The organism is Sphingomonas sp. GW821-FHT10C01 (genome assembly GCF_059415525.1).
Genome location: NZ_JBWKNK010000001.1, coordinates 829,575 through 851,323 on the forward strand (window position 1 = coordinate 829,575; position 21,749 = coordinate 851,323).

29 protein-coding genes are annotated in these 21,749 nt (G+C 65.8%); 9 read left to right on the top strand and 20 right to left on the bottom strand.

Going from position 1 to position 21,749, the window contains the following annotated elements:
- Positions 1-13 precede the first annotated feature (13 nt).
- Positions 14-553, top strand: coding sequence for an inorganic diphosphatase (gene ppa / locus AC07M1_RS03935; RefSeq protein WP_066573459.1), 540 nt, complete (start codon positions 14-16; stop codon positions 551-553).
- Positions 554-601: 48 nt separating this feature from the next.
- On the top strand, positions 602-1,255 hold the full coding sequence (locus tag AC07M1_RS03940) for a DUF1345 domain-containing protein (RefSeq protein ID WP_495161257.1): 654 nt from the start codon (positions 602-604) through the stop codon (positions 1,253-1,255).
- On the opposite strand, the gene AC07M1_RS03945 is transcribed toward AC07M1_RS03940, so the two are convergent.
- From AC07M1_RS03945 to bla, 4 genes are read right to left on the bottom strand one after another with little or no spacing between them, the layout of a single operon-like run.
- Positions 1,236-1,601 carry a TfoX/Sxy family protein gene (locus AC07M1_RS03945; RefSeq protein WP_495161258.1) on the bottom strand — a complete coding sequence of 122 codons (366 nt, stop codon included), beginning with the start codon at positions 1,599-1,601 and terminating at the stop codon, positions 1,236-1,238. The genes AC07M1_RS03940 and AC07M1_RS03945 overlap by 20 nt on opposite strands.
- A complete protein-coding gene (locus AC07M1_RS03950) occupies positions 1,591-2,070 on the bottom strand; it encodes a GNAT family N-acetyltransferase (protein ID WP_495161259.1) in 480 nt (159 codons plus the stop codon). Before AC07M1_RS03950 ends, AC07M1_RS03945 begins: the two co-directional genes overlap by 11 nt.
- Positions 2,067-2,969: a DMT family transporter gene (locus tag AC07M1_RS03955; protein ID WP_495161260.1), complete on the bottom strand. Its 903-nt coding sequence runs from the start codon at positions 2,967-2,969 to the stop codon at positions 2,067-2,069. Before AC07M1_RS03955 ends, AC07M1_RS03950 begins: the two co-directional genes overlap by 4 nt.
- A 42-nt stretch (positions 2,970-3,011) precedes the next feature.
- The gene (gene bla / locus AC07M1_RS03960; RefSeq protein ID WP_495161261.1) at positions 3,012-3,920 is read right to left on the bottom strand and encodes a subclass B3 metallo-beta-lactamase; all 909 of its coding nucleotides are present in this window, start codon (positions 3,918-3,920) and stop codon (positions 3,012-3,014) included.
- 106 nt (positions 3,921-4,026) lie between these two features.
- Between bla and AC07M1_RS03965 the strand changes: the two genes are divergently transcribed.
- Positions 4,027-4,905 carry a LysR family transcriptional regulator gene (locus AC07M1_RS03965; RefSeq protein WP_495161262.1) on the top strand — a complete coding sequence of 293 codons (879 nt, stop codon included), beginning with the start codon at positions 4,027-4,029 and terminating at the stop codon, positions 4,903-4,905.
- A 124-nt stretch (positions 4,906-5,029) separates the two neighbouring features.
- On the opposite strand, the gene ispG is transcribed toward AC07M1_RS03965, so the two are convergent.
- On the bottom strand, positions 5,030-6,154 hold the full coding sequence (gene ispG, locus AC07M1_RS03970) for a flavodoxin-dependent (E)-4-hydroxy-3-methylbut-2-enyl-diphosphate synthase (RefSeq protein WP_495161263.1): 1,125 nt from the start codon (positions 6,152-6,154) through the stop codon (positions 5,030-5,032).
- Positions 6,155-6,277: 123 nt separating this feature from the next.
- On the opposite strand from ispG, the gene AC07M1_RS03975 reads away from it, so the two are divergent.
- The 3 genes from AC07M1_RS03975 (at position 6,278) to AC07M1_RS03985 (ending at position 9,629) form a co-directional block, all read left to right on the top strand.
- The gene (locus AC07M1_RS03975) at positions 6,278-7,474 is read left to right on the top strand and encodes an acyltransferase family protein (protein WP_495161264.1); all 1,197 of its coding nucleotides are present in this window, start codon (positions 6,278-6,280) and stop codon (positions 7,472-7,474) included.
- Between the two features lie 31 nt (positions 7,475-7,505).
- Positions 7,506-8,654: an acyltransferase family protein gene (locus AC07M1_RS03980; protein ID WP_495161265.1), complete on the top strand. Its 1,149-nt coding sequence runs from the start codon at positions 7,506-7,508 to the stop codon at positions 8,652-8,654.
- 96 nt (positions 8,655-8,750) lie between these two features.
- Entirely contained in the window at positions 8,751-9,629 is an 879-nt protein-coding gene (locus AC07M1_RS03985; RefSeq protein WP_495161266.1) for a S1/P1 nuclease, read from the top strand.
- On the opposite strand, the gene AC07M1_RS03990 is transcribed toward AC07M1_RS03985, so the two are convergent.
- The 6 genes from AC07M1_RS03990 to AC07M1_RS04015 all read right to left on the bottom strand — a co-directional run bounded on the left by AC07M1_RS03990 (position 9,630) and on the right by AC07M1_RS04015 (position 13,292).
- Entirely contained in the window at positions 9,630-9,899 is a 270-nt protein-coding gene (locus AC07M1_RS03990; protein WP_495161267.1) for a hypothetical protein, read from the bottom strand.
- Between the two features lie 125 nt (positions 9,900-10,024).
- Positions 10,025-10,237: a hypothetical protein gene (locus AC07M1_RS03995; protein WP_495161268.1), complete on the bottom strand. Its 213-nt coding sequence runs from the start codon at positions 10,235-10,237 to the stop codon at positions 10,025-10,027.
- A 1-nt stretch (position 10,238) separates the two neighbouring features.
- Positions 10,239-10,454, bottom strand: coding sequence for a type II toxin-antitoxin system antitoxin (locus AC07M1_RS04000; RefSeq protein WP_495161269.1), 216 nt, complete (start codon positions 10,452-10,454; stop codon positions 10,239-10,241).
- Positions 10,455-10,461: 7 nt separating this feature from the next.
- Positions 10,462-11,355 (bottom strand): SPFH domain-containing protein, encoded by an 894-nt coding sequence (locus AC07M1_RS04005; protein WP_495161270.1) that lies wholly within the window; start codon positions 11,353-11,355, stop codon positions 10,462-10,464.
- A gap of 100 nt (positions 11,356-11,455) precedes the next feature.
- Positions 11,456-11,881 (bottom strand): hypothetical protein, encoded by a 426-nt coding sequence (locus AC07M1_RS04010; RefSeq protein ID WP_495161271.1) that lies wholly within the window; start codon positions 11,879-11,881, stop codon positions 11,456-11,458.
- 133 nt (positions 11,882-12,014) lie between these two features.
- On the bottom strand, positions 12,015-13,292 hold the full coding sequence (locus AC07M1_RS04015; protein WP_495161272.1) for a glycosyltransferase: 1,278 nt from the start codon (positions 13,290-13,292) through the stop codon (positions 12,015-12,017).
- A gap of 175 nt (positions 13,293-13,467) precedes the next feature.
- Here AC07M1_RS04015 and AC07M1_RS04020 point away from each other — a divergent pair, with 175 nt between their 5' ends.
- The gene (locus AC07M1_RS04020) at positions 13,468-14,112 is read left to right on the top strand and encodes a glutathione S-transferase family protein (protein ID WP_495161273.1); all 645 of its coding nucleotides are present in this window, start codon (positions 13,468-13,470) and stop codon (positions 14,110-14,112) included.
- Positions 14,113-14,185: 73 nt separating this feature from the next.
- Here the strand turns inward: AC07M1_RS04020 and pal are convergent, their stop codons facing one another.
- From pal to AC07M1_RS04055, 7 genes are read right to left on the bottom strand one after another with little or no spacing between them, the layout of a single operon-like run.
- Positions 14,186-14,701, bottom strand: coding sequence for a peptidoglycan-associated lipoprotein Pal (gene pal, locus AC07M1_RS04025; protein WP_495161274.1), 516 nt, complete (start codon positions 14,699-14,701; stop codon positions 14,186-14,188).
- A gap of 47 nt (positions 14,702-14,748) precedes the next feature.
- A complete protein-coding gene (tolB, locus tag AC07M1_RS04030) occupies positions 14,749-16,125 on the bottom strand; it encodes a Tol-Pal system beta propeller repeat protein TolB (RefSeq protein WP_495161275.1) in 1,377 nt (458 codons plus the stop codon).
- Between the two features lies 1 nt (position 16,126).
- Complete coding sequence (gene tolA, locus AC07M1_RS04035; RefSeq protein WP_495161276.1) at positions 16,127-16,948, bottom strand: cell envelope integrity protein TolA; 822 nt, start codon at positions 16,946-16,948, stop codon at positions 16,127-16,129.
- A complete protein-coding gene (gene tolR / locus AC07M1_RS04040) occupies positions 16,948-17,382 on the bottom strand; it encodes a protein TolR (RefSeq protein WP_495161277.1) in 435 nt (144 codons plus the stop codon). Before tolR ends, tolA begins: the two co-directional genes overlap by 1 nt.
- A complete protein-coding gene (gene tolQ / locus AC07M1_RS04045; protein WP_495161278.1) occupies positions 17,382-18,086 on the bottom strand; it encodes a protein TolQ in 705 nt (234 codons plus the stop codon). Before tolQ ends, tolR begins: the two co-directional genes overlap by 1 nt.
- 7 nt (positions 18,087-18,093) lie before the next feature.
- The gene (gene ybgC / locus AC07M1_RS04050; RefSeq protein WP_495161279.1) at positions 18,094-18,546 is read right to left on the bottom strand and encodes a tol-pal system-associated acyl-CoA thioesterase; all 453 of its coding nucleotides are present in this window, start codon (positions 18,544-18,546) and stop codon (positions 18,094-18,096) included.
- Positions 18,547-18,599: 53 nt separating this feature from the next.
- Complete coding sequence (locus AC07M1_RS04055) at positions 18,600-19,001, bottom strand: EVE domain-containing protein (protein WP_495161280.1); 402 nt, start codon at positions 18,999-19,001, stop codon at positions 18,600-18,602.
- Between the two features lie 180 nt (positions 19,002-19,181).
- Here AC07M1_RS04055 and AC07M1_RS04060 point away from each other — a divergent pair, with 180 nt between their 5' ends.
- A complete protein-coding gene (locus AC07M1_RS04060) occupies positions 19,182-19,595 on the top strand; it encodes a hypothetical protein (RefSeq protein ID WP_495161281.1) in 414 nt (137 codons plus the stop codon).
- A gap of 97 nt (positions 19,596-19,692) precedes the next feature.
- On the top strand, positions 19,693-19,965 hold the full coding sequence (locus AC07M1_RS04065; RefSeq protein ID WP_495161282.1) for a DUF3297 family protein: 273 nt from the start codon (positions 19,693-19,695) through the stop codon (positions 19,963-19,965).
- Positions 19,966-20,094: 129 nt separating this feature from the next.
- Here AC07M1_RS04065 and AC07M1_RS04070 read toward each other — a convergent pair whose 3' ends face one another.
- On the bottom strand, positions 20,095-20,847 hold the full coding sequence (locus tag AC07M1_RS04070; protein ID WP_495161283.1) for an isocitrate lyase/PEP mutase family protein: 753 nt from the start codon (positions 20,845-20,847) through the stop codon (positions 20,095-20,097).
- Between the two features lie 91 nt (positions 20,848-20,938).
- Entirely contained in the window at positions 20,939-21,742 is an 804-nt protein-coding gene (locus AC07M1_RS04075; RefSeq protein ID WP_495161284.1) for a LytR/AlgR family response regulator transcription factor, read from the bottom strand.
- Positions 21,743-21,749 lie beyond the last annotated feature (7 nt).

Consider the following 21,749-nt stretch of genomic DNA (forward strand, 5'->3'; position numbering starts at 1 on the left):
AGAGGAAGTTTAGATGCGCATCGACATGATTCCTGTCGGCGACAATCCGCCGCACAGCCTGAACGTCATCATCGAAGTGCCGACCGGCGGCGAGCCGGTGAAGTACGAGTTCGACAAGGCGTCGGGCGCACTGTTCGTCGACCGCATCCTGCATACGCCGATGCGCTATCCGGCGAATTACGGCTTCGTGCCGCACACGCTGTCGCCCGATGGCGACCCGCTCGACGCGCTGGTGATCTCGCGTTCGCCGTTCATCCCGGGCTGTGTCGTCCGCGCGCGTCCGATCGGCGTGCTCAAGCTGGAAGACGAGGCCGGCGGCGACGAGAAGCTGATCTGCGTCCCCGTCGACACCACCTTCCCCTATTACTCGGACGTGGGCGAGCGGCAGGACCTGCCCTCGATCGTGCTTCAGCAGATCGAGCATTTCTTCAAACACTATAAGGACCTCGAGTCCGAGAAGTGGGTCCGCATCGGCCAGTGGGGCGATGCCGACGAAGCCCGTCGCATCGTCGTCGAAGCGATCGAGGCCGCGAAGAAGGCGAAGGCCGCCTAAGCCTCAACCTGTCTGGCCACCCGCCCGCATCGCGCCTAGACTGGGCGGATGCGGGAGGGGGCTGACAGCAAGCGTCGTACCATCGGCAACCGGTTTGCGCCGCCGCGCTTCCTGCTGTTCGCGGCGATCCTTGCCATCGGGTGCGCCGCCGCGATTCCCGCGCTCGGCATCCGTTTCGGCGTGATGGTGGCGTTCGACGCCGCCACGACCGTCTTCCTTCTCAGCTGCCTGTCACTGCTCCGCCACGAATCGCATCACATGCGCGCGGCGGCCCGGCGCAACGACGCCAATCGCGTCGCGTTGCTGGTCATCACCACCGCGATCAGCCTCGCCGTGTTCGCGGCGATCGCCAGCGTGCTGATCCCGCCCGGCGCGCCGGAGCCGATAAGGCTGGCGCTGGTCATCGCAACGCTCGCCATCTGCTGGCTGTTCGGCAATTCGGTCTATGCGCTCCACTATGCGCATCTCTTCTACACCGCACGCGACGGGAAGGATTCGGGGGGACTGGAGTTCCCGGAAACCGCCGAGCCCGATTATTCGGACTTCGTCTATTTCGCCTATTGCCTCGGCATGACCTTCCAGACGAGCGACGTGACGATCACCACGCGGCCGATGCGACGCGCGGTGACCTTCCATTGCCTCGCCGCGTTCGTCTTCAACCTCGGCATCATCGCCTTCACGATCAACGCGCTCGGCGGGTAGCTTTCGGCTTTTTCTCGGGCGCCCGTCGCCCCGCTTCCAGCCCCAGCGTCGCCCATTCGCGCATCGCATCGGCATCGTCGAACACATCGTCGGGCGCGCGGCGATAGTTCATGCTGGCAAGCCGGTCCTTCATCTGGAAGGTGAAACGACCGCACCCCGCCGCGTCCCACACCGCGTCGCTCTGCGCATCGGCCTTGAACCACAGCACGTCGTCGCTCGAGATGATCGCGAACACCGTTCCGTCGAGATAGAGGGTCGCCCCGCCCATCATCTTGCGATGGGTGACCGTCCCCATCGGCTCCATCGCCTCGGCGACCCAGTCGAGCAGGCCCGCGTCAAACGCCACGGGCCAGTGCCTCGATCGCATCGATTTCCATCCGCCAGCGCTCCCAGCCATCGACCGGCCCCGCGCCGATCGAGCGGTAGAAGCCCTTGCCCAGTTCGTTCCAGTCGAGCACCGCCCATTCGAGCCGCGCCCCGCCACGCTCGACCACCAGCCCCGCCAGCCGCGACAACAAGGCCCGGCCAAGTCCCGAACCCCGTGCGTTGGGATCGACGAACAGGTCCTCCAGCCAGATCCCCGGCTTGCCCTCGAAGGTCGAAAAGGTCTGGAAGAACAGCGCGAACCCGCTCGGTACGCCATCAACCTCGCCGATCAGCACTTCGGCTGCGGGACGGGCGCCGAACAGGTGCCCGCGCAGCACCTCGTCGTCGAAGCGCACCTCGTGCGCCAGCTTCTCGTAATCGGCGAGCTTGCGGATGAATTCCGCGACCAGCTCGAAATCCTCTGGGCCGGCTTGTCGGATCGAGATCATGGAAGAAGTGCCTCGCTGTCGGCCACCGGAGCATGATCGCGCCGCCGCGCGGCGAGGATGCACCCGCCGACGATCAGCGCCGCCCCGGCGACGGTGAAAAGGGAAACCTGCTCGCCGAACACGACCCAGCCCCAGAGTGTCGCCCAGAGGAAGCCGGTATATTCGCTCGGCGCGAGATAGCTCGCCTCGGCATGACGATACGCCCAGGAAAGCAGGAACAGCGATGCCGTCGCCAGCAACGCGGCCAGGATCAGCGCGGGCGCATCGGCCAGCGGCGGCACCACCAGCAGCCACGGCGCGGCAAGCAGAAAGACGGCGGTGACGATGATCGTCTGGAAGAAGGCGACCTCGCCCGCCCCGGCGACCAGCGACTGCTGGCGCATCAGGATGATATTCCAGGCGTAGAAAACGGCGGACGCGAGGATCGCGACCGCGCCCCAGAATGCCTGTGGCCCCAGTTCCGCGCGCGCCTGTCCCCACAGGATCACCAATACACCGCCGAACGCCATGGCGGTGGCGATGATCGTCGCCCTTGTGATCCGCTCCTTCAGGATCACTGCGGCCAGAAACAGCGCGATGATCGGGGCGATGAAGGACAAGGCGATCGCCTGCGCCATCGGCACGCGTCCCAACCCCCAGAAGAACAGGAATGCCATGATGGCCGACACGGTGCCGCGGACGAGATGGATCCGCAGCACCGCGCGTGGCGGCATGCGCGGCCGCGACAATGCATAGGGAACGCCGCTCACCACCGTCCCCGCCAGCATTCGCCAGGCCAGCGCATTGTACGCGCCCAGCCCGATCACCAGCCCCTTCATCACCGCGTCCATCGACGAGAAGATGGCGATGCCGAGCGCGGCGACGGCAAAGGCAAGGAGAGGAGAAACCGGGCGACTCACGCCTTCGCGCTTGGCCGTAGCGTGACGCCCGGTCAATCGCGCTCAGCGTTGCGCCGGTTTTTCCTTCGCCAGCCGCTTGTCGAGCCGTTCGGTATAGGTCGTCGCCAGCGTCTTGCACGCAGTCGCGTCGATCATCGGATTGGGCGTCCGCGACCGCTCCAGCGCGGTGAGGTGCGTGAGCGTGTCGTTGGTGCCGGGGTGCGATGGGATCGCGACGTCGCAGCGCAGTCCGGCCAGCGCCATGGCGCCCCGGCGCAGCAGCGCCACGCGCTCTGGATGGTCGCTGAAGCGGTAATGGTCGTCGCTCACCGGGTTGATGCTGGCGGAGAAGACGAAGGTCGCACACGCCTTGCCCTCGCAGGATTGCCATTGCCAGCTGGTGCTTCCCTGTGTGTGCCCCGGCGTCGCGCGGGCGAAGAGGGTCACTCCGCCGATCCGCAACTGTTCGCCGTCACGCACGCCGCGAATGCGTGACACGCCGGGCATCGGTGCGTGGATGCTCGCCTGCGGATCGTCCTTGCCGACATTGCCGCGCCGCAGCTCGGCAACGGCTGCGGCACCAGCGATCACCGTCGCGCCGCTGTCGCGTGCCAGCGCGGCGGCGCCCCCGGCATGGTCCCAATGCGGTTCGGTGATCAGGATGTACTTGATCTGCTTCGGGTCGAAGCCGAGCTTGCGGATATTCGCCTGGATCGCGCGCACCGCCTGCGGCACCCCGGCGTCGATCAGCACCAGCCCGGCATCGGTACGGATCAGCACCACGCCCAGTCCCTGGAACCCGACATAATAGCTTTGCCCGTGCATCCGCACCGGCGCCTGCGGCTCCAGCCATTGTTTGGCATAGTCGGCGGCGATGGGGCGGAGCAGCGGGTCGTCGCGGTCGGCATCCTGCGCGGCGGCCGTGCCGGACAATGCGATAAGGGCCGCAATCAAGATGTCAGTTCTGCTCATCGCTATTCGCTCCGCTTCGGTATGGAGCCAGAGAGTGGCGAACCCCGCTCCAGTGCACAAAGCATCAATTCTCGACTTAGCCATGAGCGCAGTTCATGGGTGACGTATGGATCGCCCCCAGCTTCCCCTCAATGCCCTGCGCGCCTTCGAGGCGGCGGCTCGGCATCTCAACTTTACCCGCGCGGGGCTTGAGCTGTGCGTCAGCCAGGGCGCGGTGAGCCATCAGGTCGCGTCCCTCGAACGGCGGCTGGGCGTCCCCCTGTTCCGCCGTCTGCCGCGCGGCCTCGCCCTCACCGACGAAGGGCTGGCGCTGGTGCCGGTGCTGGGTGAGGCGTTCGACCGGATCGGCGCGACGCTCGACCGATACGAAGGCGGGAGAATGCGTGAGGTGCTGACGGTCGGTGTCGTCGGCACCTTTGCCACCGGCTGGCTGCTGCCCCGGCTCGCCGCGTTCGAGCATGCGCATCCCGAGATCGATCTCAGGTTGATGACCAACAACAACCGCGTCGATCTGGCGGGGGAGGGGCTGGACTATGCCATCCGCTTCGGCGACGGCGCGTGGCATGGGACGCACGCGGTGCCGCTGCTCGCCGCGCCGCTGTCGCCGCTCTGCACCCCCGCCATCGCCGGGCGTCTGTCCGCTCCCGCCGATCTCGCCCGCGAAACGCTGCTGCGTTCCTATCGACCTGACGAATGGCCGCGCTGGTTCGAAGCCGTCGGTGTGCCATCACCGCGGCTGACCGGCCCGATGTTCGACAGCTCGGCGCTGATGATCGCCGCCGCACTGGGCGGCCATGGCGTCGCGCTGGCCCCGCCCGCGATGTTCGAGAGCGACCTCGCCGCCGAGCGTCTCGTCCAGCCCTTCGCGATCGGGATCGAACTTGGCCGCTACTGGCTGACTCGTCTCAACTCACGCCGCGAAAGCGCGGTGATGCGGGCCTTTGCGGCATGGCTGGCGGAAGCGGTGGAGCCGCTTGAAATGTAGGATTTCGCCTGCTTCACTCGACGGGCCGGAGGCTTCCGGCCGCTCTTTGATCTCGTCTATTCCAGCCGGTGTCCGGCCCTCGCGCACGCGTAGGACCGTGACCTTTGGGACTTTCCGTGTGGTTTCAGGCCGCCGCTTCGGCCTTGGCCGCGTCCGCCGCCTCGATCTCGGCGGCCTTCGCCTCGACCAGCTTGACGATATGGTCGAGCATGTCGGCGTCCTCGACCGTGTGGTCGGTAAGGCCCGACAGATAGACCATATGCTTGCCGTTGCCGCCGCCGGTCAGGCCGATATCGGTCTCGCGTGCCTCGCCCGGTCCGTTGACCACGCAGCCCAGCACCGACAGCGATAGCGGCGTGCGGATATGCTGGAGCCGCTCCTCCAGCGTCTGGACGGTGCGGATCACGTCGAAGCCCTGCCGGGCGCAGCTCGGGCAGCTGACGACGCGGACTCCGCGGTTGCGGATGCCCAGCGCTTTCAGGATCTCGAACCCGACGCGGACTTCCTCTTCGGGTTCGGCCGAGAGGCTCACGCGGATCGTGTCGCCGATGCCGTACCACAGCAGCGATCCGATGCCGATCGCGCTCTTCACCGTCCCCCCGACGAACCCGCCCGCTTCGGTGATACCCAGGTGCAGCGGGCAGTCGACCACTTCGGCGAGCTGCTGATAGGCGGCGACCGCCAGGAACAGGTCGCTAGCCTTCACCGCGACCTTGAAGTCGTGGAAATCGCGATCCTGAAGCAGCTTGATATGGTCGAGCGCGCTCTCGACCAGCGCCTCGGGACAGGGCTCGCCGTATTTCTCGAGCAGGTCCTTCTCGAGCGAACCCGCATTGACGCCGATGCGGATCGCGCAGCCATTGGCCTTGGCGGCGTTGACCACTTCGTTGACGCGGTCGGCGCTGCCGATGTTGCCGGGGTTGATGCGCAGGCACGCCGCGCCCGCGTCCGCCGCTTCCAGCGCGCGCTTGTAGTGGAAGTGGATGTCGGCGACGATCGGCACCTTGGCGCCGCGGACGATCTGCTTCAATGCGGCCGTGCTCGCGACATCGGGGCAGGAGACGCGGATGATGTCGACGCCCGCATCCTCGCAACGGCGGATCTGGTCGATCGTCGCCTTCACGTCATCGGTCGGGGTGTTGGTCATCGTCTGGACGGTGACGGGCGCATCGCCGCCGACGGGCACGTTGCCGACCATGATCTGGCGGCTTTGGCGGCGCATGATATCGCGCCAGGGACGCACGGACATTGAGGTTCCTTAAGGCTTCGTCGCCCTATAGCCGATCGGTTGCGGACGAGAAAGGCGCGGTTGTCGCCCAAGCCTTCCAGCGCGATAACCAATTGGTGAGCGGTTTGGGTTATAGATCGAGCCGTGACCGAAACGACCGATCCGGCCTTGCAAACCAACCGCCACTACGGACTCGACTGGCTGCGCATCGCCGCGTTCGCGCTGTTGATCGTCTATCATATCGGGATGGTGTTCGCGCCCTGGGACTGGGTGATCAAGACGCCCTACCGGGTCGATGCGCTGATCACGCCGATGTCGCTGCTCACCCCATGGCGGCTGCCGTTGCTGTTCGCGGTGTCGGGTTACGCCTCGTGGCACCTGTTCACCAAATCGGGGAGCGCGGGCAAGTTCCTGCGCTCGCGCAATGTCCGCCTGCTGATCCCGCTCGCGTTCGGCATGGTGGTGCTCGTGCCGATCGAGATGTGGGTGCGGGTGATGGACAAGGGCTATCCCTATGGCCTGATCCAGTTCTGGGGGCATGACTATTGGCGTTCCGGAGAGTTCTGGGGCCGCGAGTTTCCGAGCTGGGAGCATCTGTGGTTCGTCGTCTATCTCTGGGCCTACACTGCGATCCTCGCTGCTGCGCTGGCGTGGGGGCGTACCTGGATCGACGCTGGCACGGCCTGGCTGGTGGCCTGGCTGGCGAAGGGCTGGCGGATCCTGTGGGCGCCGCTCTTGCTGCTCGCCCTGGCCAAGGTCGCTCTGACCTTCCTGGTCGAGGAAGAGCATGGCCTGTTCCGCGACTGGGCCGGGCATGCGCAGTATCTGCCGATGTTCCTGTTCGGTTTTGTCCTTGCCGGTTCGCCGCAGCTGTGGGCGCCGCTCCAGCGGTGGTGGAAGATCGCGCTGGCGATCGCGGCGGCCTCCGGTGCGACCGTCGTCGCGGTCGAACTGATCTTTCCCGGTGAAGCGATCCCGCCGCATTGGGTGATGGCGGCCGAGCGCGCGGCGGTCGCGGCAATGGCGTGGACGATGACCATCGTGCTGTTCGTGCTCGCCGACCGCCACTGGAACCGCGATCATCGCTGGCGCAAGCCGCTCGCCGAAGCGGTGTTCCCCTTCTATCTGATGCATCAGCCGGCGATCGTGCTGATCACCTGGTACTCGCTGCCCTATCGGCTGGGTCCGCTGACCGAATTTGGTGCGCTGATGCTCGGAACGGCGGCGATCTGCGCGGCCTTCTATCTGTTCGGGCGCGAGTTCCGTTGGTTGCGGCCGCTGATCGGACTTGGTCCTCTGCCCACGCGAAAGTCTACCCTGGTTTCGCCGCAACCGGCCTGACATGAGCGTTCAGCCGCGCTAAGGCGCGGGGGTGGAACGGCATTATGGCATGGACTGGCTGCGGGTCGGGGCATTCGGGCTCCTGATCCTTTACCATATCGGCATGGTCTTCGTGCCCTGGGGCTATCATGTGAAGACCGCGGCACCCGCTGAGTGGGTGACGGTGCCGATGCTGTTCACCAGCCCGTGGCGATTGACGCTGCTGTTCCTCGTCTCGGGCTATGCCAGCCGTGCGCTGTGGATGAAGTCGCGCAAGCCTGGCAGCTTTGTCGCCAACCGCAGCTGGCGGCTGATCGTGCCGCTGCTGTTCGGCGTCGCGGTGATCGTGCCGCCGCAGACTTGGGTCGAGCTGACCACCCAGCACGGTTATTGGTTCAACTACTGGACCTTTTGGGCGCAGCATTACTGGTATTTCGGCAAACTCGCGGGAATCGCCGTGCCGACCTGGAATCACCTTTGGTTCGTTGGCTATCTCTGGCTCTACACCCTCGCGCTTGCGCTGATCGTGCTGCTGCCTGGTGGCGGCTGGTTCCAGCGCATGTTCGACCGGTTGTTCGCCGGTACCCGGGTGCTGTGGCTGCCCACCGCCTATCTGCTGATCACCCAGGTGGTGGTGTTCCAGCGCTGGAGCGACAGCCATGACGTGATCAACGACGGCATCGCCCATCTCGCCTATTTCCCGGCCTTCCTGTTCGGCTTCGCGTTGGCGGGATCGGAACGGGTGATGGGGTGGATTGCGCGGCTGTGGAAGCCGGCGGCGGTGATCGGCTTTGCCGGTTATGTCGTGTCGGTGGCGATCGACATCGCCTATGTCGCCGATCCGCCCTGGGCGGTTGGCCGGGTGATGCTCGCGGCGCGCTATATCCAGTGCTGGATGACGATCGTGGCGATGATCGGCTTCGCGGAGAAATACCTCAACCGCGATCACCGGCTGCGGCCGATGCTGACCGAGGCGGTGTTCCCCTTCTATCTCATCCACCAGACCGTGATCGTCGTCGCGATGTACTGGCTGCTCAAGCTCGACCTGCCCGGTTTCGCCGAGTTTGCGATCCTGGTGCCGGTGACCGCGCTCGGCTGTTGGATTTTCTACCGTGTCGGCCGCGAGATTCCGTTGCTGCGGCCGCTGATCGGCCTCAGGATGGAGCGGCGCGACCGCCCGCGTCCCGCGCAGGAGGCCTGAATGACTCGCCTGTTCCTTGCCACCGGAACCCTGACCGGGCCGGCATACGGGAAGAAGATCGTCGCGATTTTCGGCGGTGCGGACTAAGTCGCGGTCATGATTCGTCGCATCCTTGCCGCCGTCGCGCTCGCCGCATCGCTCATCGCCAGCCCGGCGATGGCCTATTGGGAATATGGGCACGAGACGATCGCCTCGATCGCCTACAAGAATGTGAAGCCCGAAACGCGGCGGGCGATCGACCGGATGCTGGCCAAGCAGGGCTTGCTCGAAACGCCGACCTGTCCGGCGAAGACGATCGAGCAGGCGAGCGTCTGGGCCGACTGCATCAAGCCGCTCGGCGCGCGGTTCAGCTATGCCTATAACTGGCACTATCAGAATGTGAACATCTGCAAGCCGTTCACGCTCAAGGGCAATTGCCCCGACGGCAATTGCGTGTCGGCGCAAGTCGAGCGCGGCGTGAAGCTGTTGCAGGATCCCAAGGTCCCGGTCCGCGAAAAGGTGATGGCGCTCGCCTTCCTTGTCCATTTCGTCGGCGATTTGCACCAGCCGCTGCACGCCGGGGACAAGGGTGATCTGGGCGGCAACCGGGCGCGGTCGGACTATGGCGTCTATGGACCCGAGCGGCTGAACCTCCACACCATTTGGGACGGCTGGCTGGCCGAGCGGGCGATCTCGACCCCGCCGCCGCTGATCGTCGCCTATCCGGCGGCGGAGCGGACGGCGATCGGGGCGGGCACGGTCGAGGACTGGAGCCGCGAGAATTGGGAGATCGCCAAGGAAGCCTATGCGGCGGCCTATGGCGGCGACCCGTGCCGCACCGACGTGCCGCCGCGCGGCAAGATGGACGACGCCACGGTCGAGCGGCTGGTGCCGGTGATGCGCCAGCAGATCACCCGCGGCGGTCTGCGCCTCGCCCGCATGCTCGACGAGGCGTTCGGCCCGCCGCCACCGGCCGAAGCCCGGCCGGCGCGCTGATCAGTCCTTCTTGTCCGGCCCCCAGCGCCAGCGGAAACCGCCATCGGTCTTGGTCCAGATGAAGTAGATATAGGCGGCGCTGACCGGAACGATCGCGGTCAGCTTGAGCGCGCCGGTGGGCATCAGCCAGGCGAGCAACGCGACCAGCGCGACATAGCTTAGTGTGCTCAGCCAGCCCTGCCAGGTCACCGGCACCGCGCCATAGCCATAGAGCTTCTGCGCGAACCAATAGCCCTTACGCACCTTGAGCGCGTCGCGATAGGTGCTCATGACAGCAGCGCGGCGGCGAGGCCGGCGATCAGCAGCAGGATCGAGATGCCGGCGAGGCGGGGCAGGTGCTCCCGGCGGGCGAACAATGCGATCATCAGATCAACCTCCTTGTGTTGGACGATGCGCTAGATGCGCGCGTAGTTTTCGAGGAAGCCACAGCGCTGGCAGCGCAGGGCGCTGATCTCGATCGGCTTGCCCTCGCCGGATTTGACACCCCACCACTTCTTGCGTGGGGTGCCGCGCGACCAGCTGAGCAGGGCCGACACGCTGCTGCGTTCGGTGAGGATGAACCCCTCCGCCATCGAGCTCTGGCATTTGGGGCATTGATTGGAGCGCATCTCAACTCTCCTCCTTGGCCGGGTCCTTGGCAGGCCGGCCACGCTTGGCGCGAACCGGTTCCGCAAGCTTGACGCCGCGCCGGGCCAGCGCCTCGCGCAACAGGCACTCCACCTGCGCATTGACGCTGCGCAGGTCGGTCGCCGCGCTCCGCTCGATCGCCGCGTAGAGCGCGGGATCGAGGCGGAGCGGGAATGCCTTTTTGGGTGGGACGCTCATGACAGGGTTACTGGTAGAGCGAGCCTGCGTTCACCACCGGCTGGGTGTCACGTTCCGAGCAGAGCACGACCATCAGGTTGGAGACCATGGCCGCGCGACGCTCGTCATCCAGCTCGACGACGTTCTTCTCGGAGAGCTGCTCGAGCGCCATCTCGACCATGCCGACCGCACCCTCGACCAGCGTCTTGCGCGCGGCGACCACGGCTTCGGCCTGCTGGCGACGGAGCATCGCCTGGGCGATCTCCTGCGCATAGGCGAGGTGGGTGAGCCGGCATTCGTCGATATGGACGCCGGCCATCTCTACTCGCTCTTGCAGTTCGACGCGCAACTCCTCGCTGACATGATCGGCATTGCCGCGCAGCGTGATCTCCTCATGCGTGAAGTCGTCATAGGGATAGCGCGAGCCGATGGCGCGGACGGCGCTCTCGATCTGGATGTGGACGAACTCGCGATAGTCGTCGACGTCGAACAGCGCCTGGGCGGTGTCGGCGACGCGCCAAACCACGTTCGATGCGATCTCGATCGGATTGCCGCGCAGGTCGTTCACCTTGAGCCGTTCCGAGGTGATGTTGTGAATGCGGACCGACACCTTCTTCTTGATCAGCCACGGCCATGCCCAGCGCAGGCCGTTGGTGCGATCGGTGCCCTGATATTCGCCGAACAGCAGGATCGCCGCGGCCTGGTTGGGCTGGAGCAGGTAGAAGCCGCAGGCGACGAAGCTGAGCGTGATCAGGCCGGCCGGCAGGGCCAGTTGGGCCCATAGCGTGTCCTTGACCTGAGGAACCGAGAAACCGATCGCGACCAGCGCGATCAGGATGACCAGCAGCATCGCATAGCCGCTGGCGGTGGATGCGGGGCGCTCGGCGCTGCTGCGAAGCGCGCGGGGGTTCGAATCGGACATGTTTGCCTCCGGTTAATTATGATATCAGTTTTATATCGAATTCCGGGAGGCGCAAGCGGAATCGGCGACGGGCAAAGTGAAGGCATATCGCGCGGTTTTTTCACTTTGGCGTGGCCGGCGCCGAGAGGGCCGAGACTGCCCGCAGCGCCGCGAGCGTGGCGTGAATGTCGTCCTTGCGGATCAGCGTGCCGGTGAAATTGCCGCGATAGGTTTGCGGTACGATCGCCCCGGCAAAGACCGTCCGCATCGCGACTTCGAGCGCGCGGTGCCGGGCATCGCGGAGCACAATGTCCCAGGCAGCGGCGAACGCGGAAGCCCCTGGGCGTTTGCGCAGCGCATAAGCCGAGGTCACGCCCATTCCGGCCGAACGTGCGGCTGCCGCCACGCAGCCGGTGTTGGCCAGTGTGACGATGAAGGCGTGCTGGCGCGCGGGAGTCCAGCCGTCCCGGCGGCTCCGTTTGAGCGGCACAGGGGCGAATTCGGGGATCGCGAATTCGGAGAAGGCGGGAAGATCTGAGTCGCGCATCGACCAGTCTATGCGCGCTTCGAAACGATGTAGGAAAGTTCTTTGTTTGTTCGAAACCGTCGAGGCGTGTGGGGAACCTTATCGGGTGGATTATGGTTGGCGGCTTTCTGGCCGGAACGGCGGGACGCTGTCGTCAGCCGCAAAGGGCGACGATGCGACGGGCGGCGTCGGCCGACGCATTTTCGTTCACGATGACGTCCGCCGCCCGGTACGCCGCATTCCGCATGGAGGAGGTGGAAAACGCACGTGACAGGGTGTCCGCAACATGGCTTGCCCCGAACTCCTCGCGACGGATCGTCAAGCCGATACCCGCCGCTTGCAAGCGTGCCGCGTTGTCGAACTGATCTCCAAAGTGAGGCACGATGATCTGCGGGCAGCCGGCGCGAAGTGCCTGCCCGGTCGTCCCGACGCCGCCGTGGTGAATGACCGCAGCGGCGAGGGGGAAGACGAGGGAATGCGGCGCGTAGCCGGTGAAAAGACAGTCGCCGTCACGGCGCGGGGCCCCGGGCTCCCCCGTCAGCATCAATGCACGCATGCCCAATCGTCGACTTGCGATCGCCGCTTCTTCGTAGAAGGTCCCCGCGGAAGCGACGGCAAAGGACCCCAGCGTGAAGATCAGTGGCGGTTCGCCTTCCCGGAGGAAGGCGTCCAGTTCCGGCGCAATTGCCTCATCGGCTCCGCTTTCGCTGTCGAAGAACGGAAAGCCGATGAGCGCGGCATTGCCCGGCGCATCCGGCGGGAGCGTGCCCAGAACCGAAGACCAGCAGCAAAGGACGGTTGCGGTGGCTGGCCCGTGGTCCAGCATGGGTGCGCCGCGGATCGGCCGCAGTCCATGCTCTGCGCGCACCGCATCGATTCGTCGCGCATATCGATGCCGCAGCGTCGCGCGCACAAACGCGTAGATCATCCGGTTCCAGCCCCGGCCAAGGCCGGTTCGCGGACGATGTCGCATGCGCTCGAAGTGAGGCGCGATCGGCGGGTCCCAGGCGGAGAACAGCGACATCGGCTGAAGCACGATGGTCGCCAAAGGCAGGCGACGCTTCTCGGCCACGATATCCGCCGCGAAGGCGAAGATCGATCCCGCCATCACGTCCGCGCCCGCTGACAGCTCGTCGAGCGCAGCCGTGCTCGCCTGCAAGGAAGGCATGAGGATTTCGTCGAGCACGAAGTTGGTGTCGGCGAGCACTCTCGCCGCTACTGCTTCCCGGCTTAACCCCAACCGTTCGCAGATCGAAGCATAGCTTGGCAGGATCGCGGCGGCGTCAAGCCCGGCGGCCTTCACCTTCGCAACCGCGTCTTCCGGAACCGCCAGCGTGGCGTGATGCCCCTGAGCGGTGAGCGCGCGACCGATCGCGATGAAGGGGTGCAGATCCCCCAGAGAACCGATGGTGACGAGGACGGCGTGGACCATGGCTCATCTATAGATCGAAAATGGCAATGTCGGCGCGATATCGGGTCAGCCTTCAGGACACTTCAAAGATCGATCGAACGGTTGGTTGCGTTCGAAATGTCGATTTCCGGCACGCGCGTTCGTCGTCATCATGTGAGCCGGAACTTCCTCCGGCTCGAGCAAGGAGATGGACGCGATGAATCCCACAATTACCGCCTTTGACCGATCGCCCGATGGCGGCAAGGGACTGGCGCGCGACACCCGTGTGCGCTGGGCGTTCGAGGAGGTCGGCCAGCCCTATGACGTTCGCCTCGTCTCCTTTGCGGGTATGAAGGCACCGTCGCATCTGGCGCTGAACCCCTTCGGCGCGATCCCGACCTATGAAGCGGGAGGACTGGTGCTGTTCGAGACCGGCGCGATCGTCCTGCACATCGCGCAGACGCATGACGGGTTGTTGCCGGCGGACACAAATGGTCGCGCCCGGGCGGTCATGTGGATGTTCGCGGCGCTCAACACGGTCGAGGCGCCGATCTTCGATCTTTCCAACGCGCGGATCCATGAACGCGACATGCCCTGGGCGCAGGAACGCATGCCGCTGGTGATGGACCGGGTCCGCGCCAGGCTGGCGCAGTTGTCCGACCATCTGGGCGATGCCGAATGGCTCGACGGCGCATTCAGCGCGGGCGACCTCATGATGGTTTCGGTACTGCTTCGCCTGCGGATGTCGGGGATATTGGACGAGTTTCCCGCGCTTGCCGCCTATGTCGCGCGGGGCGAGGCGCGTCCGGCCTATCAGCGGGCCTTTGCCGCGCAGCTGGCGATCAACGCGCCGGCCGGCTGAGCCGCCGTCGCACCCGCGAAAAAGGGGCGCGAACCTTGCGGTCCGCGCCCCTTTGTTTATCCGCGAAGGACGATCAGTTGATGACGACGGTCACCGCGCGGCGGTTCTGCGCCCAGCTCTGCTCGTCCGAGCCGAGCGCGATCGGACGTTCCTTGCCGTAGCTGATCGTGGTGATGCGCGTCGCCGAGACGCCGCGCGCCGCCAGATAGTTCTTGGCGGCGTTGGCGCGACGATCGCCCAGCGCGAGGTTGTATTCGCGCGTGCCGCGCTCGTCGGCATGACCTTCCAGCGTGATGCGCGTGTTCGGATATTGCGTCAGCCACTGTGCCTGGCTGTCGAGGATCGTGCGCGCCTGGGCGTCGATGTCATACTGGTCGAGACCGAACAGCACGGTGTCGCTCGACACGTTCTGCTTGAAGTGTGCGGCGGTGCCGGGCTGGACGCCGGTGCCCGTGTCGGGGCCGGGCGTGGTCGGGCCGGTATCGACCTCGCCCGGGCCGGGCGGCAGGGTTTCGGGGCGCTTCTTCGAGCAACCCGCGACGGCGACGGCCATCGACGCGATGATGAGAGCGGTTCTAAGCTTTGCCATTGGTCGTATCTCCCTAGGCATTTACAGATTGGGTGGTCGGAATTGGTTCAGGGACGTAACGGTCCCCAGGCTGGATCGGATCCATCGAGCGGAGTCGGGATGCGGCGCGCGTTGCTGCCGGTCAGGTCCACCGACCAGACATCGGCCTTGCCCGCACGGCCCTGGGCGCCGCGATAGAACATCAGCACGCGGCCGTTCGGCGACCAGCTCGGCCCCTCGTCGCCCCAGGCTTCGGTCAGCAATTTCTCGCCGCTGCCCGACGGGCTCATCACACCGATGCGGAAGCCGCCGCCCATGCGGGTGAAGGCGATCAGGTCGCCGCGCGGGCTCCATACCGGCGTGGCGTAGCGCCCGCCGCCGAAGCTGATCCGCTGCGGGTTCGATCCGTCGGCGTTCATCACATAGAGCTGCTGCGTGCCCGAACGGTCGCTTTCGAACACGATCTTGCTGCCGTCGGGCGAATAGCTGCCGCCGGTGTCGATCCCCGGGCCGTTGGTCAGCCGCTGCGGCGAGCCGCCGGCGGTGGCGACGCGATAGACATCGGCATTGCCCGCGGTCGACATGGTGAAGAGGATCCACTTGCCGTCGGGCGAGAAGCGCGGCGCGAAGGCCATGCTGACATTGGTGACGAGCAGCCGCTGGGTGCCGTTCGACAGGTCGTAGACATAGAGGGCGGGCTTGTCGCCCTGATAGCTCATGTAAGCGATGCGGCGGTCGTCGGGCGACAGACGCGGGGTCAGCACGATCGACTGGCCGTTGGTCAGGAAGCGGTGGTTGGCGCCGTCCTGATCCATGATCGCGAGGCGCTTGATGCGCTTGTTCTTGGGGCCGGTCTCCGAGACATAAACGACACGGCTGTCGAAATAGGGGCCTTCGCCGGTGAGGCGCGAATAGACCGAGTCCGCGCATTTATGCGCGGCGCGGCGCCAGTCGGACGGGCCGACCTCGAACCCGGCGCGGGTTACCTGGGTGCCCAGCGCGACGTCGTAGAGATAGCAGCCGACGGTCAGTCGCCCGCCCGCGCCCGCCTGGACATAGCCCTGCACCAGCGCCTGCGCGCTGCCGTTGCGCCAATAGGGGAAGTCGGGTGCGCGAACATCGGCCATGCCGGGCGCGCGGACGCCGTTCGGGCCGACCGGCTTGAACAGGCCGGTGTTGCGCAGATCGGCGGCGACCACCTCGGCGATCTGCCGGCCCAGCGCCTCGGTGCTGCCCGCGGGCGTGTCCACCGCCTGCGCCGTCGGCATGGCGGGGACCAGGATCGACATGTCCTGTGCCGATTCGTCGGTGACGTCGATCACCGGAAGCTGGCCGTCGGACGCCTGCTGCGGTGCCTCTACCACCGGCGGGCCGACCTGAGCGACCGCCGGAACAGCAGCCGAAATGACCAAAGCGGCCGTGGAGATAAGCAAGCGGACCTTCATGTTACAGCCTCCGGTCAAAGGACAGGACGAAGCCCTTCCAGGCATCGTAATATTCTTCCGGCAGCCCGCGGAATGGGGCTGCCAGCTTGATGGCGTTGATCGCGCGCTCGCGATGGAGCTGCTGCTGCGGCGCGTTGCTGTCGGTCTGGCCGTCCTGATCGACGAAACGCGGTGTGGCGGCGAGCGAGCCGTCGCGGTTCAGGCGAACCTCGATCTTGGTCACCAGCTTGTCGACGTCGGCGCCAGTGGGCGAGCGCCAATGGGGTTTCACCTGCCGACGGATAGCGCCGAAGATCGACGCGCGGACGTCCGGGCCGGCGACGGCGGCCGGAGGCGTCGTCGCCTTGCCCTTGCTCGGCTGGTCGGTGAGGCCGTTGACGATGCCGGTGAGGCGGCCGGTCGGGCGGACCTCGCGCTTGGTTGGCTGCGCGGGGGCCTTGGGCGCGGGGGCGCTGGCCTTTTTCGGCTCGGCCTTTTTCGGCTCGGGCTTTCTGGGCGCGGGGCGCGGTTCGGGCTTGGGTGGAGCGGGGTTGGGACGCACCACCGGCTCGGGCTCGGGCTGCGCCACCGGGGGTGGGGTGACGGGCTCGGGCGGGGCGGGGACCTCGGCCAGGCGTTCGGCGGGCGGCTCGTTGTTGACGACCGGCGCTTCGCTCTTGAGGCTGACCTCGTCGGTCAGCGAGATTTCGATCGGGGTCGCCTCGATCTTCTCCGGCTCATGCTTGGGGATCAGACCGAATGCGAGCACGCCGAGCAGGACCACATGGCCCAGCACCGCCAGGCCAAGTCCCGCTCCCTCGCGCCGGTCGATCGCCAATGCCATCAGCCGCCGTCCACCGGGGCGGTCACCAGCGACACCTTGTTCAGCCCGGCGCGGTTGAGCTCACCCATCACCCGCATGACCTTGCCATATTCGAGGCGCAGGTCGGCGCGCAGATAGACTTGCGGCTTGTCGTCGGCGTTCTGGCTGGCGATCCCCTCGAGCAGGGCGGGCAGGCCTTCCTCGGTGACTTCGCTGTTGTCGAGATAGAGCTTGCCCTGCGGGTCGATCGTGATCTGGACCGGCTTCTGATCCTGCTCGAGCGGCTTGGCGCGGCTTTCGGGCAGGTTCACCTGGACCCCGGCGGTGAGCAAGGGCGCGGTGACCATGAAGATGATCAGCAGCACCAGCATCACGTCGACCAGCGGCGTGACGTTGATGTCCGCGATCGGCGCGCGCCGGCCCTTGCCGCGCGCGGAGGGGAGTTTCGCGCCCATCAGAGCTTGCCGGGTGTCGGCCCGCCGTCGAGCTGGCGGCTGAGTGTCGCGTGGAAGCCGTCGGCGAAGCGGTTGAGGTGCGCCTCGACCCGGTTGATGCCGTGGCTGAAGCGGTTGTACGCGATCACCGCGGGGATCGCGGCGAACAGGCCGATCGCGGTGGCCAGCAGCGCTTCGGCGATGCCCGGCGCGACGACGGCGAGCGAGGTGCTCTGCTCGCCCGCGATCGCGGTGAAGCTGCGCATGATGCCGAGCACGGTGCCGAACAGGCCGACGAACGGCGCGACCGAGCCGATCGTGGCGAGGATGTTGAGCCGGTCGGACAGCTTGTCGACCTCATGCGCGACGGCGGCGCCCATCGTGGTTGCCAGCCGTTCCCGGGTGCCTTCCTTGTCGAGCGCGCGGCCGCCGGTCGAGCGACGCCATTCGGTAACGCCGGCGGCGAAGACGCGCGCGACCGGATGGGCGGCATCGCCATGCATGCGGTAGAAGACGTCGATATCGTCGCTCTTGCGGTAATTCTGCTCGAACGCTTCGGTCGACTTGCGCGCGGCGGCGATGCGCCCGCGCAGGGAGAAGATGATCGCCCAGGTCCAGATGCTGGCGATCAGAAGGCCGATCATCACCGCCTGCACGTCCCATTTGGCCTGCAGGAACAGGCCGATCACCGACGTGTGCGCGTTGGTATTAATGAACCAGTCCATGTGTCGCTCAATTCCCCATCGTTACAAGCGGCACGAACGCGTCCACCCAATGGGCCGGTTGCCGCCGTGGGCGCCCGTTGGGCGCCACGAACGCGGCCTCGACCTCTGCTTGAACCAGCAATTCGTCGTGCCGCATGACTCTTTGCTGAATATCGACGGACGCCGCGCGTATGCGGACCAGCCGGCTGACGACGATCAGCGCGTCGTCGAGCCGTGCCGGTGCGGCAAAGCGCAGTTGCATCCGTGTGACGGCATAGGCGCCGTCGCCCGCCTCATGCGCGGCGCGCTGGTCGATCCCGGCCAGGCGCAGCATGTCCGATCGCGCGCGCTCCATGAAGCGCAGATAATTGGCGTGATAAACCACCCCCGACAGGTCCGTGTCCTCGAAATAGACACGAACCGGGAAACGATGCTCCAGACCGTCGAAGCGGCCGGCGATCACGGGGTCGTCGGCGGGCATTAAGTATCTTCCCTAGCGGCGAGGGGTCGCGAGGGGAACCCGTTGGCGGGTCGTTACGCCTTCGACATGTCGATAACCTGCTTCCACTCGTCGGGTGTGACCTTGCCGACCGAGAGGCGCGAGAATTTGACCAGCTCCATCTCGGCGAGCTTCGGTTCGGCCTTCACCTGCTTGAGTGTGACCGGATTGGCCAGCGGTTCGACCGGTTTCATTTCGACCGAGACCCAGTGCTTGCCCTCGCCGTCGGGCTTTGCCTCGCGGCTCACTTCCATGATGCCGACGATCTGAAGCCCGATATTGCTGTGATAGAAAAAGGCGCGGTCGCCGACCTTCATCGCGCGCAGGTTTCCGGCGGCGGTGTAGTTGCGTACCCCGTCCCATTCGGTCTTGCCGTCACGGACCAGGTCATCCCAGCTGAAAACGTCGGGTTCGGACTTCATCAGCCAGAGGTTCATTGAGGGGTTCCTTATTGCTTTGTGTCGGCTGGCGCCGCCTTCAAACGCCAAAGCTCCATAAACCGCAAGTGAACACGCGATTTTGGGACAGTTCAGATCGAATCGGGCAGATATGCATCCAAGGCGCCCGCATATGCGTTTCCGGCGTCGACAGGTGCAGCTTTGCACGAGGAGGAAGTCATGCAGACCATCACCAAGGCGGTGCTCGGACTGACGCTTGGCGCCACCGCGCTCACCGCGGCCGCGCCTGCGGAGGCGCAGCGCTATCGTCATCGCGACCGCGACAATACCGGCGTCGCCGTTGCAGCCGGCATAGCCGGTGTCGTGATCGGCGCGGCGATCGCGGGTTCGGGCCGGGATCGTTATCGCGACCGTTACAACGATCGCTATTATGACAGCTACGATCGTCGCTATTACGACTATGATCGTAACTATTATGATTACGACAAACCCTATTACAACAACCGGGGCTATTACCCGCGCGATGGCTATTACTATCGCCATTACGAGCAGCGCGGCTGGCGCGGCTGTTCGGTCCGCCGGGTGTACGACCCGTATCTGGGTCGCCGGGTGAACGTGCGCTACTGCCGCTGACCGCCCCTGGACCTTGGGCACAGCGACAGCAAGGGCGGCGCGGGTTTGTTCCCGCGCCGCTTTTGTTTGTCCGCTTGTTCGGTTAGAGCCGCGCGCCATGAGCGACACTCCTCCCGACCGGCTCTCGGTCAATCCGAAGAGCCCCCATTTCGACCAGACGCTGCTTCAGCGTGGCATCGGCATCCGTTTCAAGGACGTGCAGCGCCGCGACGTCGAGGAATATTGCATCTCCGAAGGCTGGATCCGCGTCCAGCTGGGCAAGAAGACCGACCGCAAGGGCAATCCGCTGACGATCAAGCTCAGCGGCCCGGTCGAGGCATGGTTCGAGACTTCGCCCGAGGGTGAAGGCGAGGCTTCGGAAGAAGCTTAAGTCTGTCCCGTCATCCCGGCCTTGTGCCGGGATCCGCCTGGAGGCGGGCACGGGGCCAAAGGGCCAACGGCATCGCGTGGGGAGCCGTGGATCCCGGCACAAGGCCGGGATGACGGTTCGGGTTGCGGTTCACCCGTTGAACGCCGCCCGCGCCGCGTCTTCCAATCCCTTCATCGCCGCGCGCCACGGGAAAGGTCCGTGGCTGATTCGCGCGACGCCCGCGTCGGCCACGGCCTTCGCATCGGGCGCGCCAGGGAAAGCCATGAAATTCACCGGTAGCGGCGATTCCCAGCAGACCCGCGCCAGCAGCTCGAGATTGGCGAGACCGGGGACAAAGAAGCCGCTGGCGCCGGCCTTGGCATAGGCGTGCGCACGGGCGATCGCGGCGTCGACCTTCGCTTCGTCATGCGTGTCCGCCTTGGCCTGCAGGAAGATATCGGTGCGTGCGTTGATAAAGAAGGCGGGGCCAACCGCATCGCGGGCCGCCGCGATGCGTTCGGCCTGAGCCGCGCAGGGATGGATCCCTTCGCCACCGACAACCTGATCCTCGAAATTGCAGCCGATCGCGCCGGTCGCGGCGAGGCGCACGAAATTGGCCGCGACGCCCGCCGGGTCGACCGCATAGCCGCCCTCGAAATCGATCGTTACCGGCACATCGACCGACGCGGCGATTCGCGCGGCATTCTCCAGCACGAAGTCGAGCGGCACGGCCTCGCCATCGCCGAAGCCATTGGCCCCGGCGACCGACGCGCTGCCGGTGGCGAGCGCTGGCGCGCCCGCGGCCGCGACGGCCTTTGCCGATCCCGCGTCCCAGATGTTGAACAGCACCAGCGGCGCGCGCGGTTCATGCAGCGCGGCGAAACGATCGAATTTCGCGGTCATCGATTCCTCCTGTTTCCGGCAGTTCTACTGCCGGAACGAATGGGGAACAATCCTGTTTCTTGCCGACAAACGACCGTCCGGCGAAGCTTTGTCAGTGGACGAAGCGTGCCACCACGTCGCGGTACGATCGGCTGACCTTCACTTGCGACCCTGAATCAAGCACCAGGAAACACTCGCCATTGGTATGCGGCTTGACCTGCTTGACCTGGTCGAGATTGACGATGGTCGAGCGGTGGACGCGCTGGAAGCGGCGCGGATCGAGCCGCTTCTCCAGATCCTTCATCGTTTCGCGCAGCACCAGCGTATTGTCCGCGGTCTTGATGCACATATAGTCGCCGGCGGCCTCGACCACCTCGATCGTATCGACATCGACGCGAAAGATCTGGCCGCGATCCTTGATGTTGATCAGCTTCTCGTAGCGGTTCGACGCGACCTCGGCGGTGTCGCCGGACGCCAGTTCCTCGGCCGCATCGGGCGCGACTTCGGCGAGCACTTCCTTGAGCTTCTCGACTTCCTCGACACCGCGCTTCTCGGTCAGGCGCTGACGCACCCGCTCAAGCGTGTCGGCAAGGCGCGCCTCGTCGACCGGCTTCATCAGATAGTCCATCGCGTTCGCCTCGAACGCGCGGATCGCATGATCCGAATAGGCGGTGACGAACACGAACAGCGGCGGTTCGACCTCCATCAGCCCCTGAACGACCGAGAAGCCGTCGAAACCGGGCATTTGGATGTCGAGGAAGACAAGGTCGGGCTTGTGCGTCTTGATCGCGCGGATCGCCTCGCGCCCGTTCTGGCACTTGTCGATGATTTCGACATCTTCATGCGTCTGGAGTCGTAGTTCGAGGCCCTGGATCGCCAAGGGTTCGTCATCGACCAGAATGGTGCGGATCGTCATGGTTTCA